The 12,647-nt window shown below is 69.3% G+C and carries 9 protein-coding genes; 3 read left to right on the plus strand and 6 right to left on the minus strand.

Annotation, left to right across the window (positions count from 1 at the left end):
- Window positions 1-46 precede the first annotated feature (46 nt).
- The 4 genes from lptB to lepA form a co-directional block, all read right to left on the minus strand.
- A complete protein-coding gene (gene lptB / locus G6O68_RS02345) occupies window positions 47-1,027 on the minus strand; it encodes an LPS export ABC transporter ATP-binding protein (protein WP_165244348.1) in 981 nt (326 codons plus the stop codon).
- A 67-nt stretch (window positions 1,028-1,094) separates the two neighbouring features.
- The gene (gene lepB, locus G6O68_RS02350) at window positions 1,095-2,855 is read right to left on the minus strand and encodes a signal peptidase I (RefSeq protein ID WP_165244350.1); all 1,761 of its coding nucleotides are present in this window, start codon (window positions 2,853-2,855) and stop codon (window positions 1,095-1,097) included.
- A 68-nt stretch (window positions 2,856-2,923) separates the two neighbouring features.
- Window positions 2,924-4,375, minus strand: a complete 1,452-nt coding sequence (gene lepB, locus G6O68_RS02355) for a signal peptidase I (RefSeq protein ID WP_165244352.1) — start codon at window positions 4,373-4,375, stop codon at window positions 2,924-2,926.
- 91 nt (window positions 4,376-4,466) lie between these two features.
- Window positions 4,467-6,272, minus strand: coding sequence for a translation elongation factor 4 (gene lepA / locus G6O68_RS02360; protein ID WP_165244354.1), 1,806 nt, complete (start codon window positions 6,270-6,272; stop codon window positions 4,467-4,469).
- A 343-nt stretch (window positions 6,273-6,615) separates the two neighbouring features.
- Here lepA and G6O68_RS02365 point away from each other — a divergent pair, with 343 nt between their 5' ends.
- The 3 genes from G6O68_RS02365 to G6O68_RS02375 all read left to right on the plus strand — a co-directional run bounded on the left by G6O68_RS02365 (window position 6,616) and on the right by G6O68_RS02375 (window position 10,505).
- Window positions 6,616-7,779, plus strand: coding sequence for an FIST signal transduction protein (locus G6O68_RS02365; RefSeq protein WP_165244356.1), 1,164 nt, complete (start codon window positions 6,616-6,618; stop codon window positions 7,777-7,779).
- A 186-nt stretch (window positions 7,780-7,965) separates the two neighbouring features.
- Entirely contained in the window at window positions 7,966-9,264 is a 1,299-nt protein-coding gene (icd, locus tag G6O68_RS02370) for an NADP-dependent isocitrate dehydrogenase (RefSeq protein WP_165244358.1), read from the plus strand.
- A gap of 80 nt (window positions 9,265-9,344) precedes the next feature.
- Window positions 9,345-10,505 carry a glycosyltransferase family 4 protein gene (locus G6O68_RS02375; protein ID WP_165244360.1) on the plus strand — a complete coding sequence of 387 codons (1,161 nt, stop codon included), beginning with the start codon at window positions 9,345-9,347 and terminating at the stop codon, window positions 10,503-10,505.
- Here the strand turns inward: G6O68_RS02375 and G6O68_RS02380 are convergent.
- On the minus strand, window positions 10,456-12,153 hold the full coding sequence (locus G6O68_RS02380; RefSeq protein ID WP_165244363.1) for an ArnT family glycosyltransferase: 1,698 nt from the start codon (window positions 12,151-12,153) through the stop codon (window positions 10,456-10,458). The genes G6O68_RS02375 and G6O68_RS02380 overlap by 50 nt on opposite strands.
- A gap of 47 nt (window positions 12,154-12,200) precedes the next feature.
- Window positions 12,201-12,644: a DUF4262 domain-containing protein gene (locus G6O68_RS02385; RefSeq protein ID WP_165244365.1), complete on the minus strand. Its 444-nt coding sequence runs from the start codon at window positions 12,642-12,644 to the stop codon at window positions 12,201-12,203.
- Window positions 12,645-12,647: the final 3 nt, after the last annotated feature.

The raw sequence follows: 12,647 nt of genomic DNA on the forward strand, positions 1-12,647 counted from the left end.
TTGTTTTTGTCCTTCTGCTACGGGAAGGCCCATTGGGCGGCCCCGGTCATTTCTCGTAGAGGTCGTCGACGTTGAAGTCGGGCGGGATCTGGTTGACCTGGATCGAGTGTGACCCGCCGGGAATGTAGCCGCGGGACTCGTCGACGATCTCGGTTCGGACGGTTTCCGGATCGTCCCGTTCGACGGCCGGGGGGGCGGGCTTGACCTGCTGGGGCGGCGGAGGCGGCGGCGGCGTCGGCGGGAGCGAGGGCTGGGTGCGGGAGATCGACATGACCGGGCGCTGGGAGTCCATGAGATGGCCGCCGTCGAAGCGCTCGCCGATGTAGTAGCGGCGGACGTCGGCGTTGTTGAGGATCTCCTCGCGGTTGCCGTAGGCGAAGACTCGGCCCTCGCGGATGACGTAGCAGCGGTCGGTGACTTCCAGGGTCTCGCGGAACTGGTGGTCGGTCAGCAGGATCCCGATGTGGAAGGTGTCGACCAGGTCGCGGATCTGCTCCTGGATCTCGCCGACCGTCTTGGGGTCGATGCCGGCGAACGGCTCGTCGAGCATGATCAGCTTGGGGTCGGTGATCAGGGCGCGGGCGATCTCGGTCCGCCGACGTTCGCCGCCGGAGACCATGTGGGCCTTGGTCTTGCGGATCTTGCCCAGGCCGAAGCGGTCGACCAGGTCGTCGAGCCGCTCCCGGCGCTGCTTGCGGGTCATGTCGCGGCGGGTTTCGAGGATCGCCATCAGGTTCTGCTCGACCGTGAGCTGGCGGAAGACGCTCGAATCCTGGGCGAGGTAGCCCATCCCGGCGCGGGCCCGGAGGTACATCGGGAGCCTGGTGACGTCGCGGCCGTCGAACATGACGGTGCCGCCGTCGGCGTCGATGAGGCCGATGGTCATGCGGAAGCTGGTGGTCTTGCCGGCTCCGTTGGGCCCGAGGAGGCCCACGACCTCGCCCTGGTCGACGTCGAACTCGACCCCGTTCACCACCTGGCGACGGCCGTACCACTTCTCCAGGGCGCGGACTTCCAGCAGGGCCATCGCTTCGATCCTCCGTGATCGCGGGACGCGGTTCGATTCGGTTCGGGTCAGCTCGGGATGCGGGGCGTCATCGGATCCACCGCATGCGCTCGAAGTAGGGGCGGAAGGGCACGCGGAAGTCGTGGCTCACCGGGATGCTCGGGCCGAACGGCACGCCGTGCGGCCAGTAGACGAAGAACGCCTTCCCTGTCACCAGGCTCCGGGGAACCTCCCAGGACTGGCGGTCGACCGTGTCCCAGCCCCGATCGAACGAATCCCAACCGCGGCTGTCCTTGCTCCGAGGGCTGTTGTCGCCCATCATCAGGAACCGATCGTCCCCCAGCTCGTACTCTTCGCTCCGGACACGCGCCAGGTTGGGGAACCGGGCGGGGTTGGAGAGGAAGTCGAACAGTTCGGACGGCCGTCGGGGCTCCCGATCTTCCCAGACCGGGCCGTAGTCGGTGTACCCCGGCGTCTGGGTATAGTAGATATCGCGTTTCAGGACAAGGTCGCTCGCCGAAACGATCCCGCCCCGGACTGCGACGGCCGCGGGCGCGAGGTCCTCCTCGGTCGGGATCGGGGCCTCTTCCCCCGTCTCGTAAGTCACGCCGTCGCCGTCGACCGACTTGCCGTCGACCAGCAGCGTCAATCGGTCATCGACGTTGCCGAACTCCAGGCGTCGGCGTCCCGGCCCGATCATCGGGGAATCGAACTCGGCCAGGATGTGCTTGCCTCGACAGAATCGACCCTTGCCGGTGGCGAGGTCGATGAAGGCTCGATACGGGGCCCCCGCCTTCACCAGCTCCAGACGGATCTCGCCCTTGTCGGACTGCACGTCCAGGTCGACGGCCAGGGTCAGGTCGCCCACCCAGTGGGGCTGGAGCCAGGCGTTGCGGGTGTCCCCGCGAGGCGAGAGCAGGTCGGAGTTCTCGGCCGAGAGATTCGTGTTGTACGAGTAGAAGTCGGTGATCAGGGTCGCCCGGGGGCCTCGCGACGGCGTCCGATCGTTCAGGAGCGACTCCCACTGCTCGGGCTCGGGGACGAGGTGGTGGTAGCGGAGTTCGGCCCAGTCGTCGGTCGGCTTCTCGACGCGATACAGGCTCACACCCGACTCGCCGACCTGCCAGCCGGAGTCGGCCGGCTCGGGCCGCCAGCGCCGCCACTCGGCCCGATCGCGGAGCGCGCGGGGCTGGTGGCGGTCGTCGTAGACGGCGATCTGCATCCCCGTCAGGTGATCGAGCGGCTTGCGCTGGAGGCGGAAGTCGGACGCCCCGCGGGGCTTGATGTAGATGTCGCCGTGGTGGACCCGGACGGTCTCGCCGGGGAGGCCGATGAGCCGCTTGATGTAGCTGACCTCGGGCTCCTCGGGATAGCGGAAGACGACGACGTCGTAACGCTCCGGCGGCGAGGCCCCCGGCAGGCTGGGCAGGTCGTAGGGGAACATCGAGACCAGGATCCGGTCCCCTTTGAAGCTCGGGGCCTCGTCGAGCTTGGTGGCCTGGTGTCGGCAGTTCACGCAGACGCCGGAGTAGACGGGGCGTCGCGGCGGGCTCCCCTCGACTTCCTCGGAGGCGTTGACGGCGAAGACGAAGCCGCACTGCGGGCAGGCGACCTCCTTGTGCCGTCCCATCAGCGTCGGGGCCATCGACCCGGTGGGGATGACGAAGGCCTGGGCCTCGAAGCCCCGGACGACCAGCGCGGCGACCGCCGCGACGACGAGCGCCTCCAGGGTCTCGCGGAAGCCGTCGCCGGATCGGGCCTCGGCCCCCTGCTTGCGGCGGGGGTCGGTCGCGGCCCCGGTCGTCCTCGAGGCGGGGCTGGCGGCGTTCGAGGCGGCGGTCCGTCCCATGATGGTTGGGTCTCTCAGCCGAGTGCGGCGGGGTTCGGGGGGCCGGAGGCGGGTTCCGGGCGGGCCATTCAGTGAATGTAACGAATTCGCCTCGGGTCGGGAATCCAGTACAGCGACCTCCCGAAGACCTCCAGGGCCACCACCTTGCCGGGCAGGTGCACCAAGAACGGCTTGCCCAGGAAGAGCGAGCGCGGCACGACCGGCCCCTGGGTCCAGAAGCGGGAATCGTTCGAGACCGGGCTGTTGTCCCCGAGCACGAAGTACTCCCCCGACTTGAGCCGGTAGGGCTCCAGGACGCCGTGCGGTCGGCGGTGCGCCGCCCCCAGCGAGCCGGTGTAATGGACGTCGCGGTAGATCCGCACCTCGGGGACGTGGGCCGAGCCGCCGCGCACGCCGATCGCCGCCGGAGACTCGTCGTTCCAGCGGGCCTCGGACGGGTCGTCGTAATCCAGGGGCTCGAACAGGGGCGATCCGTCGACGGCGACCATCAGCCGGTCGTCGAACAGCGAGGCCTCGACGGTGTGCATCCCGCCGGCCTCGGCCGCGGCCAGCGGGTTGGCCAGGGCGAAGACCTTCCGGGCCGCCCCGTTGCGCGTGACCTCGACGGGTTCGTCGGCGCGGGTGGGGACGCGGACGACGAAGCGGTCGCCGGCCGACCGGAGGCTGAGGACCAGCGAATCCACGCCTTCGCCCAGGGCCACCCGGGCTTCCAGGCCGACGTCGGCCACGGGGTTGTCGGAGCGGACGTCGCCGCCGTTGTAACCGTAGTAGTCGCGGATCGGGGCGTAGCGGCCGAGCCCGGGGTCCCAGTTGCGGTAGACGATCCAGTCGTCGCCGTCGCCGGGGGGATTGGTCGGCTCGCGACGGAACCCGTCCGGCCCCTGGGACCATCCGGTCGGGTCGCCCTGGAGCGAGGCCCCTCGGCGAAACGACCAGCGCGGGTAGCGGTCGGAGTCGGCGGGGGTGAACCGGCTGTCGTGCACGAGCATCCTCATGGCGCGGACGTCTTCCGGCCCCTTGCGGGCCACCACGCCGTCGACCCAGACGTCGCCGCCGGCGATCCGGATCGACTCGCCGGGGAGGCCCACCACGCGCTTCACATACGCCTGGGTGGGGTCGCCCGGATAGTGGAACACGGCGACCTCCCAGCGCTCGGGGGCCCGGAAGTCGTACAGGAACTTCTGGACCAGCACGCGGTCGCCGTTCGAGGTGACGACGGGCTCGCGGTCGAACCCGGATCGCCCGCAGTTGGGGCAGACGGGGCGGGCCGGCGGGGCCTCGTCGTCCAGCCCCACGTCGAACGGGAACTTGCAGTTGGGGCAGGTCAGCTCGCGGTGATGGCCCAGGAGCGTCGGGGCCATCGAGCCGGTGGGGACGACGTACGCCTCGGCCGAGAAGGTGCGGAAGAGGAGGACCCCCAGGCAGAGGGCGACCAGCAGGTCGACCGTCTGGCGCGGCACCCCGGCCGTCGAGGGCTCCTCGACGAGCTGCGGTGCGGGTGTATCGGGGGTCGCGTCCATGAAGGGATCGTCCACTCTCGGGTTGAGGCGACGCCGGGCCCGCGCGCCGGGTCCGGGAGGCCCGGCGACGCGGGCCCTCGACCATCCCCGCTCAATCCTCGCTGTCGTCGAGGACGGACAGGAACGCGTCCTGGGAGATTTCCACGTTGCCCACCTGCTTCATACGCTTCTTGCCCTCCTTCTGCTTCTCCAGGAGCTTGCGCTTCCGGGAGATGTCGCCGCCGTAGCACTTGGCGGTGACGTTCTTGCGGAGGGCCGAGATGCTCTCGCGGGCGATCACCCGGCTGCCGATGGCGGCCTGGATGGCCACCTCGAACTGGTGGCGGTCGATCTCCGCCTTGAGCTTCTTGACGAGCTTCCGGCCGCGGCGGTCGGCCTGGGCCCGGTGCACCACGATCGACAGGGCGTCGACCTTCTGGCCGGCGACGAGGATGTCGAGCCGGCAGAGGTCGTCGGCTCGGTAGCCCATCACCTCGTAGTCCATCGTCCCGTAGCCGCGGGTCGCGCTCTTCAGCTTGTCGTACAGGTCGTAGATCATCTCGGCCATCGGCAGCTCATACGTGAGGATGGCGCGCGTGGTCGAGAGGTACTCGGTCTTGATGTACGTGCCGCGGCGGTCCTCGCACAGCTGCATGATCGCGCCGATGTTCTCGGTCGGCAGGATGAAGTTGATCTTGGCGATCGGCTCGCGGAACTCCTCGATCTCGCCCGGGTCGGGGATCCTCGTGGGGTTGGAGATGTGCAGCGTCTCCCCCCGGTTCGTCAGGATCTCGTAGGTGACGTTGGGCGCGGTCTGGACGAGCGCGAGGTTGCTCTCGCGCTCCAGACGCTGCTGGACGATCTCCATGTGGAGCATGCCCAGGAAGCCGCAGCGGAAGCCGAAGCCCAGGGCGTCGGACGACTCGGGCTCGAACGTGAAGCTGCAGTCGTTCAGGGCGAGCTTCTGGAGCGCCGTGCGGAGGTCGTCGAACTGGTTGTGCGAGGCCGGGAAGAGGCCGCAGTAGACGACCTGGACCGGCTCCTGGTAGCCCGGCAGGATCTCGGTCGCCGGGTTCGGGACCTGGGTGACGGTGTCGCCGATCCGCACGTCGGACAGCTTCTTGATGTTGGCGTTGATGTAGCCGACCTGGCCGACCCCCAGCTCGTCGCAGGCGACTTCGCGGGGGCGGAACCGGCCCAGGCCGATGACCTCGTAGTCGGAGTCGCCGGCCATCAGGCGGATCTTCTGGCCGACCTTGAGCAGGCCGTCGACGACCCGGACGTACACGACGACGCCCTGGTAGTCGTCGAACTTGGAGTCGAAGATCAGGGCGCGCAGGGGCTTGTTCGGGTCGCCGGCCGGCGGCGGGACCCGTTCGATGATGGCGCGGAACAGGTCGGGGACGCCGATGCCGGTCTTGCCGCTGACCGAGAGGACCTCGCTCGGGTCGATGCCCAGCGTGGTCATGATCTCTTCCTTGATCTCGTCCGGGCGGGCCGCTTGCATGTCGATCTTGTTGAGGGCCGGGACGATCGCCAGGTCGCCGGCCACGGCGAGGTAGGCGTTGGCGACGGTCTGGGCCTGGACCCCCTGGGTGGCGTCGACGAGGAGGATGGCGCCCTCGCACGCGGCGAGGCTGCGGGAGACCTCGTAGTGGAAGTCGACGTGGCCGGGGGTGTCGATCAGGTTCAGTTCGTAGTTCCGGCCTTCGTGGACGTAGTTGATCGCCACGGCCCGGGCCTTGATGGTGATCCCCCGCTCCCGCTCGAGGTCCATGTCGTCGAGCAGCTGCTCGCGGAACTCGCGCTGGCTGATCGCGCCCGACTGGAGCAGGAGCTGGTCGGCCAGGGTGCTCTTGCCGTGGTCAATGTGGGCGACGATCGAGAAGTTGCGGATGTACTTGGGGTCGAAGGCCATGTATCAGGTCCGATGACGTGGATCGGTCGTCCCGAACGCGACGTGCGTCGGTCCTCGGCGTCCAGGCGGAGCGGTCGGGTCGGGATGGGGGTCACGTTGGCGGCACGCCCTCGCGGGGCCGGCGTCGAGGGGGAGCGGGGGGTGGCCTCTGGGCCTCGACGCCTCGGCGGCGATTGTTCCGGTGGAGGGTCCGCCCCCTAATGATTATATTGGGTGGACGGCGTCGCGAGAAGTCGGCTTATGCGGACTCCCAGGATCGTCGTCCCGGCTCTACCCCCGCCGCGCCGGCCGTTTCGCGGGGCGGACGTGGTCGTCGGGGCCCTCACTCCAGGCAGGTGCGGCCATGAAATGCGTCTCGGCCCTCTCCACGGCCCGGAGCGCCAGCACGGCGTTCCACCAGATCCTCGAGCGCCTGGAAGCCGACCCGGACGGGACCCCGGCCGACCTCACCGTGATCTTCAGCTCCCGCCATCACGCAAGCGTGCTGGGCAAGCTCTCGCAGGCGTTCCTGGAGCAAGGTCGCACCCGGCACGTCCTCGGCTGCACCGGCGAGGGGGTGGCGGGGGACGACCAGGAGGTCGAGGGGAAGCCGGCGCTGGCCGTCTGGTCGCTGACCAGCCCCGGGGTGGAGATCCAGGCCGTGCGGTTCGACCCCGGCGGCGGCTCGCTCCGACATTCGCTCGACGCGCTGGAGAATCCCTCCGAATCGACCCTGATCCTGCTGGCCGACCCGTTCAGCTTCGGGATCAACGACCTGCTCAAGCTGGCGAACGAGCACCATCCCGGGCTCCGGATCGTCGGCGGGATGGCCAGCGGCGGGGCCGAGCCGGGGGCGAACCGGCTCCTGCTCGACGGGGAGGCCTACACCGACGGCGCAGTCGCCATGCGGCTTTCCGGGCCGATCGCGATCCGGACGGTGGTGAGCCAGGGCTGCCGGCCGATCGGCCGCACCATGCTCGTCACCAAGGCCGAGCAGAACGTCATCCGCGAGTTGGGCCGCCGCCCGGCGCTCGAATCGCTCCGCGAGGTCTTCCTGACGCTCCCCCAGGAGGACGTGGAGAAGGTCCAGGAGGGGTTGCACATCGGCCGGGTGATCAACGAGTACCAGGAGTCGTTCCACCGGGGGGACTTCCTGGTCAGCAACGTGGTCGGCGCCGACGAGTCGGGCTCGATGCAGATCAGCGACCTGATCCGCGTGGGGCAGACGGTCCAGTTCCACGTCCGCGACGCCGAGACGGCCGACGAGGACCTGCGGGAGAGCCTGGCCCGCGTGCCCCGGGGGGGCGGAGCGGGGGTCCCGGCGGGGGCGCTGCTGTTCACCTGCAACGGCCGGGGGAGCCGCCTGTTCGGGGCCCCGAACCACGACGTCACGGTGATCCGCGAGATCCTGGGGCCGATCCCGGTCGCGGGTTTCTTCGCGATGGGCGAGCTGGGCCCGGTCGGCGGCCAGAACTTCATCCACGGCTACACCGCGAGCGTCGCCGTGTTTGAGCGCCCCGAGGCCTGACGCCCCCGCCCTTGCCGCCTCTCGGCGATTCTGCCATGATCGACCGGCCGGATGGGCCGCGACGGCCCCGTCCCCGTTCGCCGCGCGCGGGCCCCACGGCCCCCGGCGGAGCGCGATGAGTCGAGACGCGCGCAAGCGTCGCCGCGTCCGACGGTCCTCAACGAGAACGAGTCAGGAGAGAGTTTCATGGCGAGCCCGAAAGCCGAGGCTCCGGCGGGTGGGGAGAAGATCACGATCCAGGGTGGCAGGCTGACCGTCCCGGACCACCCGATCATCCCCTTCATCGAGGGCGACGGCACCGGCCCCGACATCTGGCGCGCCAGCGTCCGCGTCCTCGACGCGGCCGTCGAGAAGGCGTACGGCGGCAAGAAGCAGATCAAGTGGATGGAGGTCTACGCCGGCGGCAAGGCCCACTCCCTGCTGAACACCTGGCTGCCCGACGAGACCGTCGACGCCTTCCGCGACTACCTCGTCGGCATCAAGGGGCCGCTGACCACGCCGATCGGCGGCGGCATCCGCTCGCTGAACGTGGCCCTCCGCCAGATGCTCGACCTCTACGTCTGCCTCCGCCCGGTGCGCTGGTTCAAGGGCGTCCCCTCGCCCGTGAAGCACCCCGAGAAGGTCGACATGGTGATCTTTCGGGAGAACACCGAGGACGTCTATGCAGGCATCGAGTTCGAGGCCGGCAGCGACGACGCCAAGAAGCTGATCGGCTTCATCAAGGACAACTTCCCGGGCTCTTACAAGAAGATCCGCTTCCCCGAGACCTCGGGCGTCGGCGTCAAGCCGATCTCCAGCGAGGGGAGCGAGCGGCTGATCCGGTCGGCCATCGAGTACGCCCTGGCCAACGGCCGCAAGAGCCTGACGCTCGTCCACAAGGGGAACATCATGAAGTTCACCGAGGGGGCGTTCCGCAACTACGGCTACGCGCTGGCCGAGCGCGAGTTCGGCGACAAGACCTACACCTGGGACCAGTGGGAGCACACCAAGGCCGCCAAGGGCGAGGCCGCCGCCAACGCCGAGCAGAAGGCCGCGCTCGACGCCGGCAAACTGCTCGTCAAGGACGCCATCGCCGACATCACGCTCCAGCAGATCCTCACCCGGCCGACCGACTTCGACGTCATCGCCACGATGAACCTCAACGGCGACTACCTCTCGGACGCCCTGGCCGCGCAGGTCGGCGGCATCGGCATCGCCCCGGGCGGCAACATCAACTACCTGACCGGCCACGCCGTCTTCGAAGCCACCCACGGCACGGCCCCCAAGTACGCCGACCTCGACCAGGTCAACCCCGGCTCGGTCATCCTCTCCGGCGAGATGATGCTCCGCTACATGGGCTGGAACGAGGCCGCCGACCTGATCATCAAGGGCATGGACGGGGCCATCGAGCAGAAGACCGTCACCTACGACTTCGCCCGCCTGATGGAAGGCGCGAAGCAGGTCAAGTGCAGCGAGTTCGCCACGGCCGTCATCTCCAAGATGTGAGCCGATCGGCATCGGATCGATCGCGCCGGGGGCGTCCCTCGCGCCCCCGGCACTCCTTCTCGACGATGAGAGATCGACCGATGCGAGTGACCCTCGTCACCGACACCTTCCCCCCCCAGGTGAACGGCGTCTCGCGCACCCTGGGGGAGCTGGTCCGCCGCCTCGGCGAGCACGGCGACGCCGTGCAGATCGTCTATCCCGACTACGGCGACCGCCCCGACCGGCCCGACGCCTGCCGGGTCTGGTCGATCAGCATGCCCTTCTACAAGGAGCTGCGGCTCCCCCTGCCCCCCTTCGGCCGGGCGCATCGCGCGATCGACGCCTTCGAGCCCGACGTCATTCACGTCGCGACCGAGGCGTTCCTGGGCCTCAGCGTCCTCCGCCTCGCCGGCCGGCGGTCGATCCCGATCGTCTCCAGCTTCCACACCAACTTCGACCAGTACAGCGCCCACTACGGCGTCGGCTGGGCGCGCTCCCTGATCTGGCGCTACCTGCGATGGTTCCACAACCGGACGCGCGAAACCTACGTCCCCTCGAGAACGACCATCGCCCAGCTTGAGGGCCGGGGCTTCGAGCGCCTGGTCCTCTGGCCCCGGGGGGTCGACGCCTCGTTCTTCCGCCCCGACCGCCCGGGCCGCGACGCGGTCCGCCGGGCGTTCGGCTGGAAGCCCGACGACGTGGTCCTGACCTACGTCAGTCGGATCGCGCCCGAGAAGAACGTCGAGTACCTGGCCGACGCCCTCGCGATCGTCGCCGAGAGGCGGCCCAGGGTCCGCATCCTGTTCGTCGGCGACGGACCCTCGCGCGAGGGGCTGGAAGCACGGATGAAGGGCTCGGCGCGGTTCGCGGGCTATCGCGTGGGGGACGACCTGGCCGACCACTACGCCGCGGGCGACGTCTTCGCGTTCACGAGCACGACGGAGACGTTCGGCAACGTCGTGCTCGAAGCGATGGCGTCCGGCCTGCCGGTCGTCGCCCTCCGCGCCGGGGGCGTGGGCGAGATCGTCCGCGACGGCGAGACCGGCCTCCTCGTCGACCCCGACGCCCCGGCCGACGCCTTCGCCGCCGCTCTCCTCCGCCTCGTCGACCACGCCGACCTGCGTCTCCGACTCGCGGCGGCCGCGCGGGCCTACGCCGAATCTCAGAGCTGGGACGCCATCATGGACGGGCTCCGCGACCGCTACGCCCAGGTCATCGACCCGGCCCGGGGCCTCCCCCAGCCGGCCCCGCAAGCGCCTTGAGCGGGCCCGCCGTGCCGGGGCCGTCGAAGTTCTCGAACGCGGCGTAATGGTCCTTCGCAACCCACAGCCCCAGGCCGTTACCGGTCGGCACCAGTCGCGACGGAAGGTAGCCCTCGATCAGGAACGACCGGAGCGCGGGGAACGGCGGATACCCGACGAAGATCAGCGGGGGCCGCTTCGCCTTCAGGTCTTCGAGGATCTCGGCCACGCGAGGCGTGATCAGCGGGTGCGGCTTGTCCGCGTAGTCGCGCAGGAGGTTGTCGGTGAAGAGGTGCCGGCTGGCCTGGTCGAGCCTGCCGTAGAAGAACAAGGGGCTCTGCCAGCCCCAGACGAACAGGCCGGGATTCTCGAACACGACCTTGCGACGATCCAGCTCGCGGCCCAGCTCGCGCAGCACCACCCACTGCCCTCCCCCCTTGTAGCGGGTGGTCAGCTCCTGCGGCGGGCAGAGCAGATAGTCGCGAGTCTGGAGGTACAGTGTGCCGAGGGTCGCCAGCACGACCACGCCCGCGCCGGCGAGGTCCGACGGCCTGACCTTCGCCCGCAGCCCGGCCAGGCAGTCGGCCCCGGTGATCGCCATCGCCAGCGCCAGGCCGGGCGTCGCCAGCAGATAGTAATGGGGCCAGTACATGCCGGGGAGGACGACCTCGGCCATCGTCGCCGCCGTCCAGGCCGCGAGCAGCCGCCGCGTCGCCGAGGTCGTCGGGGCGAACGCGACGTGGGCTAGGCAGGGGAACAACGCCACCCAGGCGGGCCAGCTCCCGCCCGCCCACCAGACGAGATAGGCCGTCTTCCCGAAGGGCCAGGGCAAGGCCCCCTGGGGATCGGCGTTTCCCGTCAGCCAGCGGACCCACCCGGACGGCGCGCCCGGCTCCGGCGGCAGGTCGGTGGCCATCGCCCGACCGAACCGGACGATGTCGTCATAAGCCGAGACACCCGCCCCCTGCGCGACCAGGACCAGGGCCGCAGCCCCGAGCGTCCCCAAGAGGCCCAGGCTGATCGCCCCCAGCGATTTCCATCGCGAGCCCATCGGCCTCAGCACCAACGCCGCCAGGTAGACGCCGAAGGGCAGGATGGCGACCTGTTTCACCAGCGTCGCCGCCCCGATCGTGACCCCGGCCAGGACGAAGGGCCAGGTCCCGCCGCGTTCCCAGCCCCGGATCATCAGCCCGAGCGAGGCGATGGCGAAGAAGTTCATGAGATGTTCGAGGTTCGACCCATTACCGAACAGGTAGGGATCGGTGCTCAGGACGGCGAACAGGAACGCCGCCAGGCCCCCCGCCAGAGGCCCCGAAAGCCGCACGCCGATCCACCAGACGATCGCGATGGTCGCCAGGACGTAGGGGATCGGGAACAGCCGGATCGCCGTCTCGTTGTAGCCGAGGATCGCGATCGGCGTGGCGTAGAGCCAGTAGCCAAGCGGCGGCTTGTTCTCGGTCAGGTCCCGATACAGCACGTCCCCTGCCAGGATCCGCCGCCCCATGTGCGCGTAGATCGCCTCGTCGCAGTCCAGCGGCTCCGACGGCCCGACCGCCGCCGGCCACAATCGCATTCCGGTGGCGTCGACGACCGTCGGCCCGAAGGTGTGCGAGCGGTACCAGACGTCGAAGGCCAGGATGGCGAGCAGGATCAAAATCGACTTGCGCATATCGCGGAGAGCCCCGGGGCTTGCGGCTCGTAAAGATCAGCCCGACCTCAGTCGACGTCGAGCCTCGGCAGTTCGATCCCGCCTGCCGAGGAGAAGCCCGACTCCCAGGGGAATCGACCCCTTGCGTCCGGCCAGCACATCTGGATGGCCTCGAACGCTTCGCCCTGAATACGGATCCCGAACCCGAAGTACTCATCATAGTGCCGACGCGCGACGGCCTGAAATGCGACCTCGCACGTCTCGAGGACTTCGGAACAGCGATCCCCCGGCCCGAATCGCGCGCCGGCCCTCAGCTCGAATCCGAGGTTGTTGATCATTCGGTGCATGATGTCCAGATCGAGGCCGAAGACGATGACCTCCGGATGGTCGAACGTCATATGAAATCCGATGTTGTAAGCGAAGCCAGGCCCTTCGGCGTCATCCGGCACCTTGATGACGTGCCAGCCGTGACGGGCGATCGATTCGCGTGTCGTGCGCTCGACCTCGGACATCTC

The sequence above is a fragment of the Paludisphaera soli genome (genome assembly GCF_011064595.1).
GTDB lineage: Bacteria > Planctomycetota > Planctomycetia > Isosphaerales > Isosphaeraceae > Paludisphaera > Paludisphaera soli.

Bases quoted from the DNA above. Each gene is read 5' to 3' on its own strand.
- lptB (WP_165244348.1), bottom strand. From the start codon at position 1,027: ATGGCCCTGCTGGAAGTCCGCGCCCTGGAGAAGTGGTACGGCCGTCGC.
- lepB (WP_165244350.1), bottom strand. From the start codon at position 2,855: ATGGGACGGACCGCCGCCTCGAACGCCGCCAGCCCCGCCTCGAGGACG.
- lepB (WP_165244352.1), bottom strand. From the start codon at position 4,375: ATGGACGCGACCCCCGATACACCCGCACCGCAGCTCGTCGAGGAGCCC.
- lepA (WP_165244354.1), bottom strand. From the start codon at position 6,272: ATGGCCTTCGACCCCAAGTACATCCGCAACTTCTCGATCGTCGCCCAC.
- G6O68_RS02365 (WP_165244356.1), top strand. From the start codon at position 6,616: ATGAAATGCGTCTCGGCCCTCTCCACGGCCCGGAGCGCCAGCACGGCG.
- icd (WP_165244358.1), top strand. From the start codon at position 7,966: ATGGCGAGCCCGAAAGCCGAGGCTCCGGCGGGTGGGGAGAAGATCACG.
- G6O68_RS02375 (WP_165244360.1), top strand. From the start codon at position 9,345: ATGCGAGTGACCCTCGTCACCGACACCTTCCCCCCCCAGGTGAACGGC.
- G6O68_RS02380 (WP_165244363.1), bottom strand. From the start codon at position 12,153: ATGCGCAAGTCGATTTTGATCCTGCTCGCCATCCTGGCCTTCGACGTC.
- G6O68_RS02385 (WP_165244365.1), bottom strand. From the start codon at position 12,644: ATGTCCGAGGTCGAGCGCACGACACGCGAATCGATCGCCCGTCACGGC.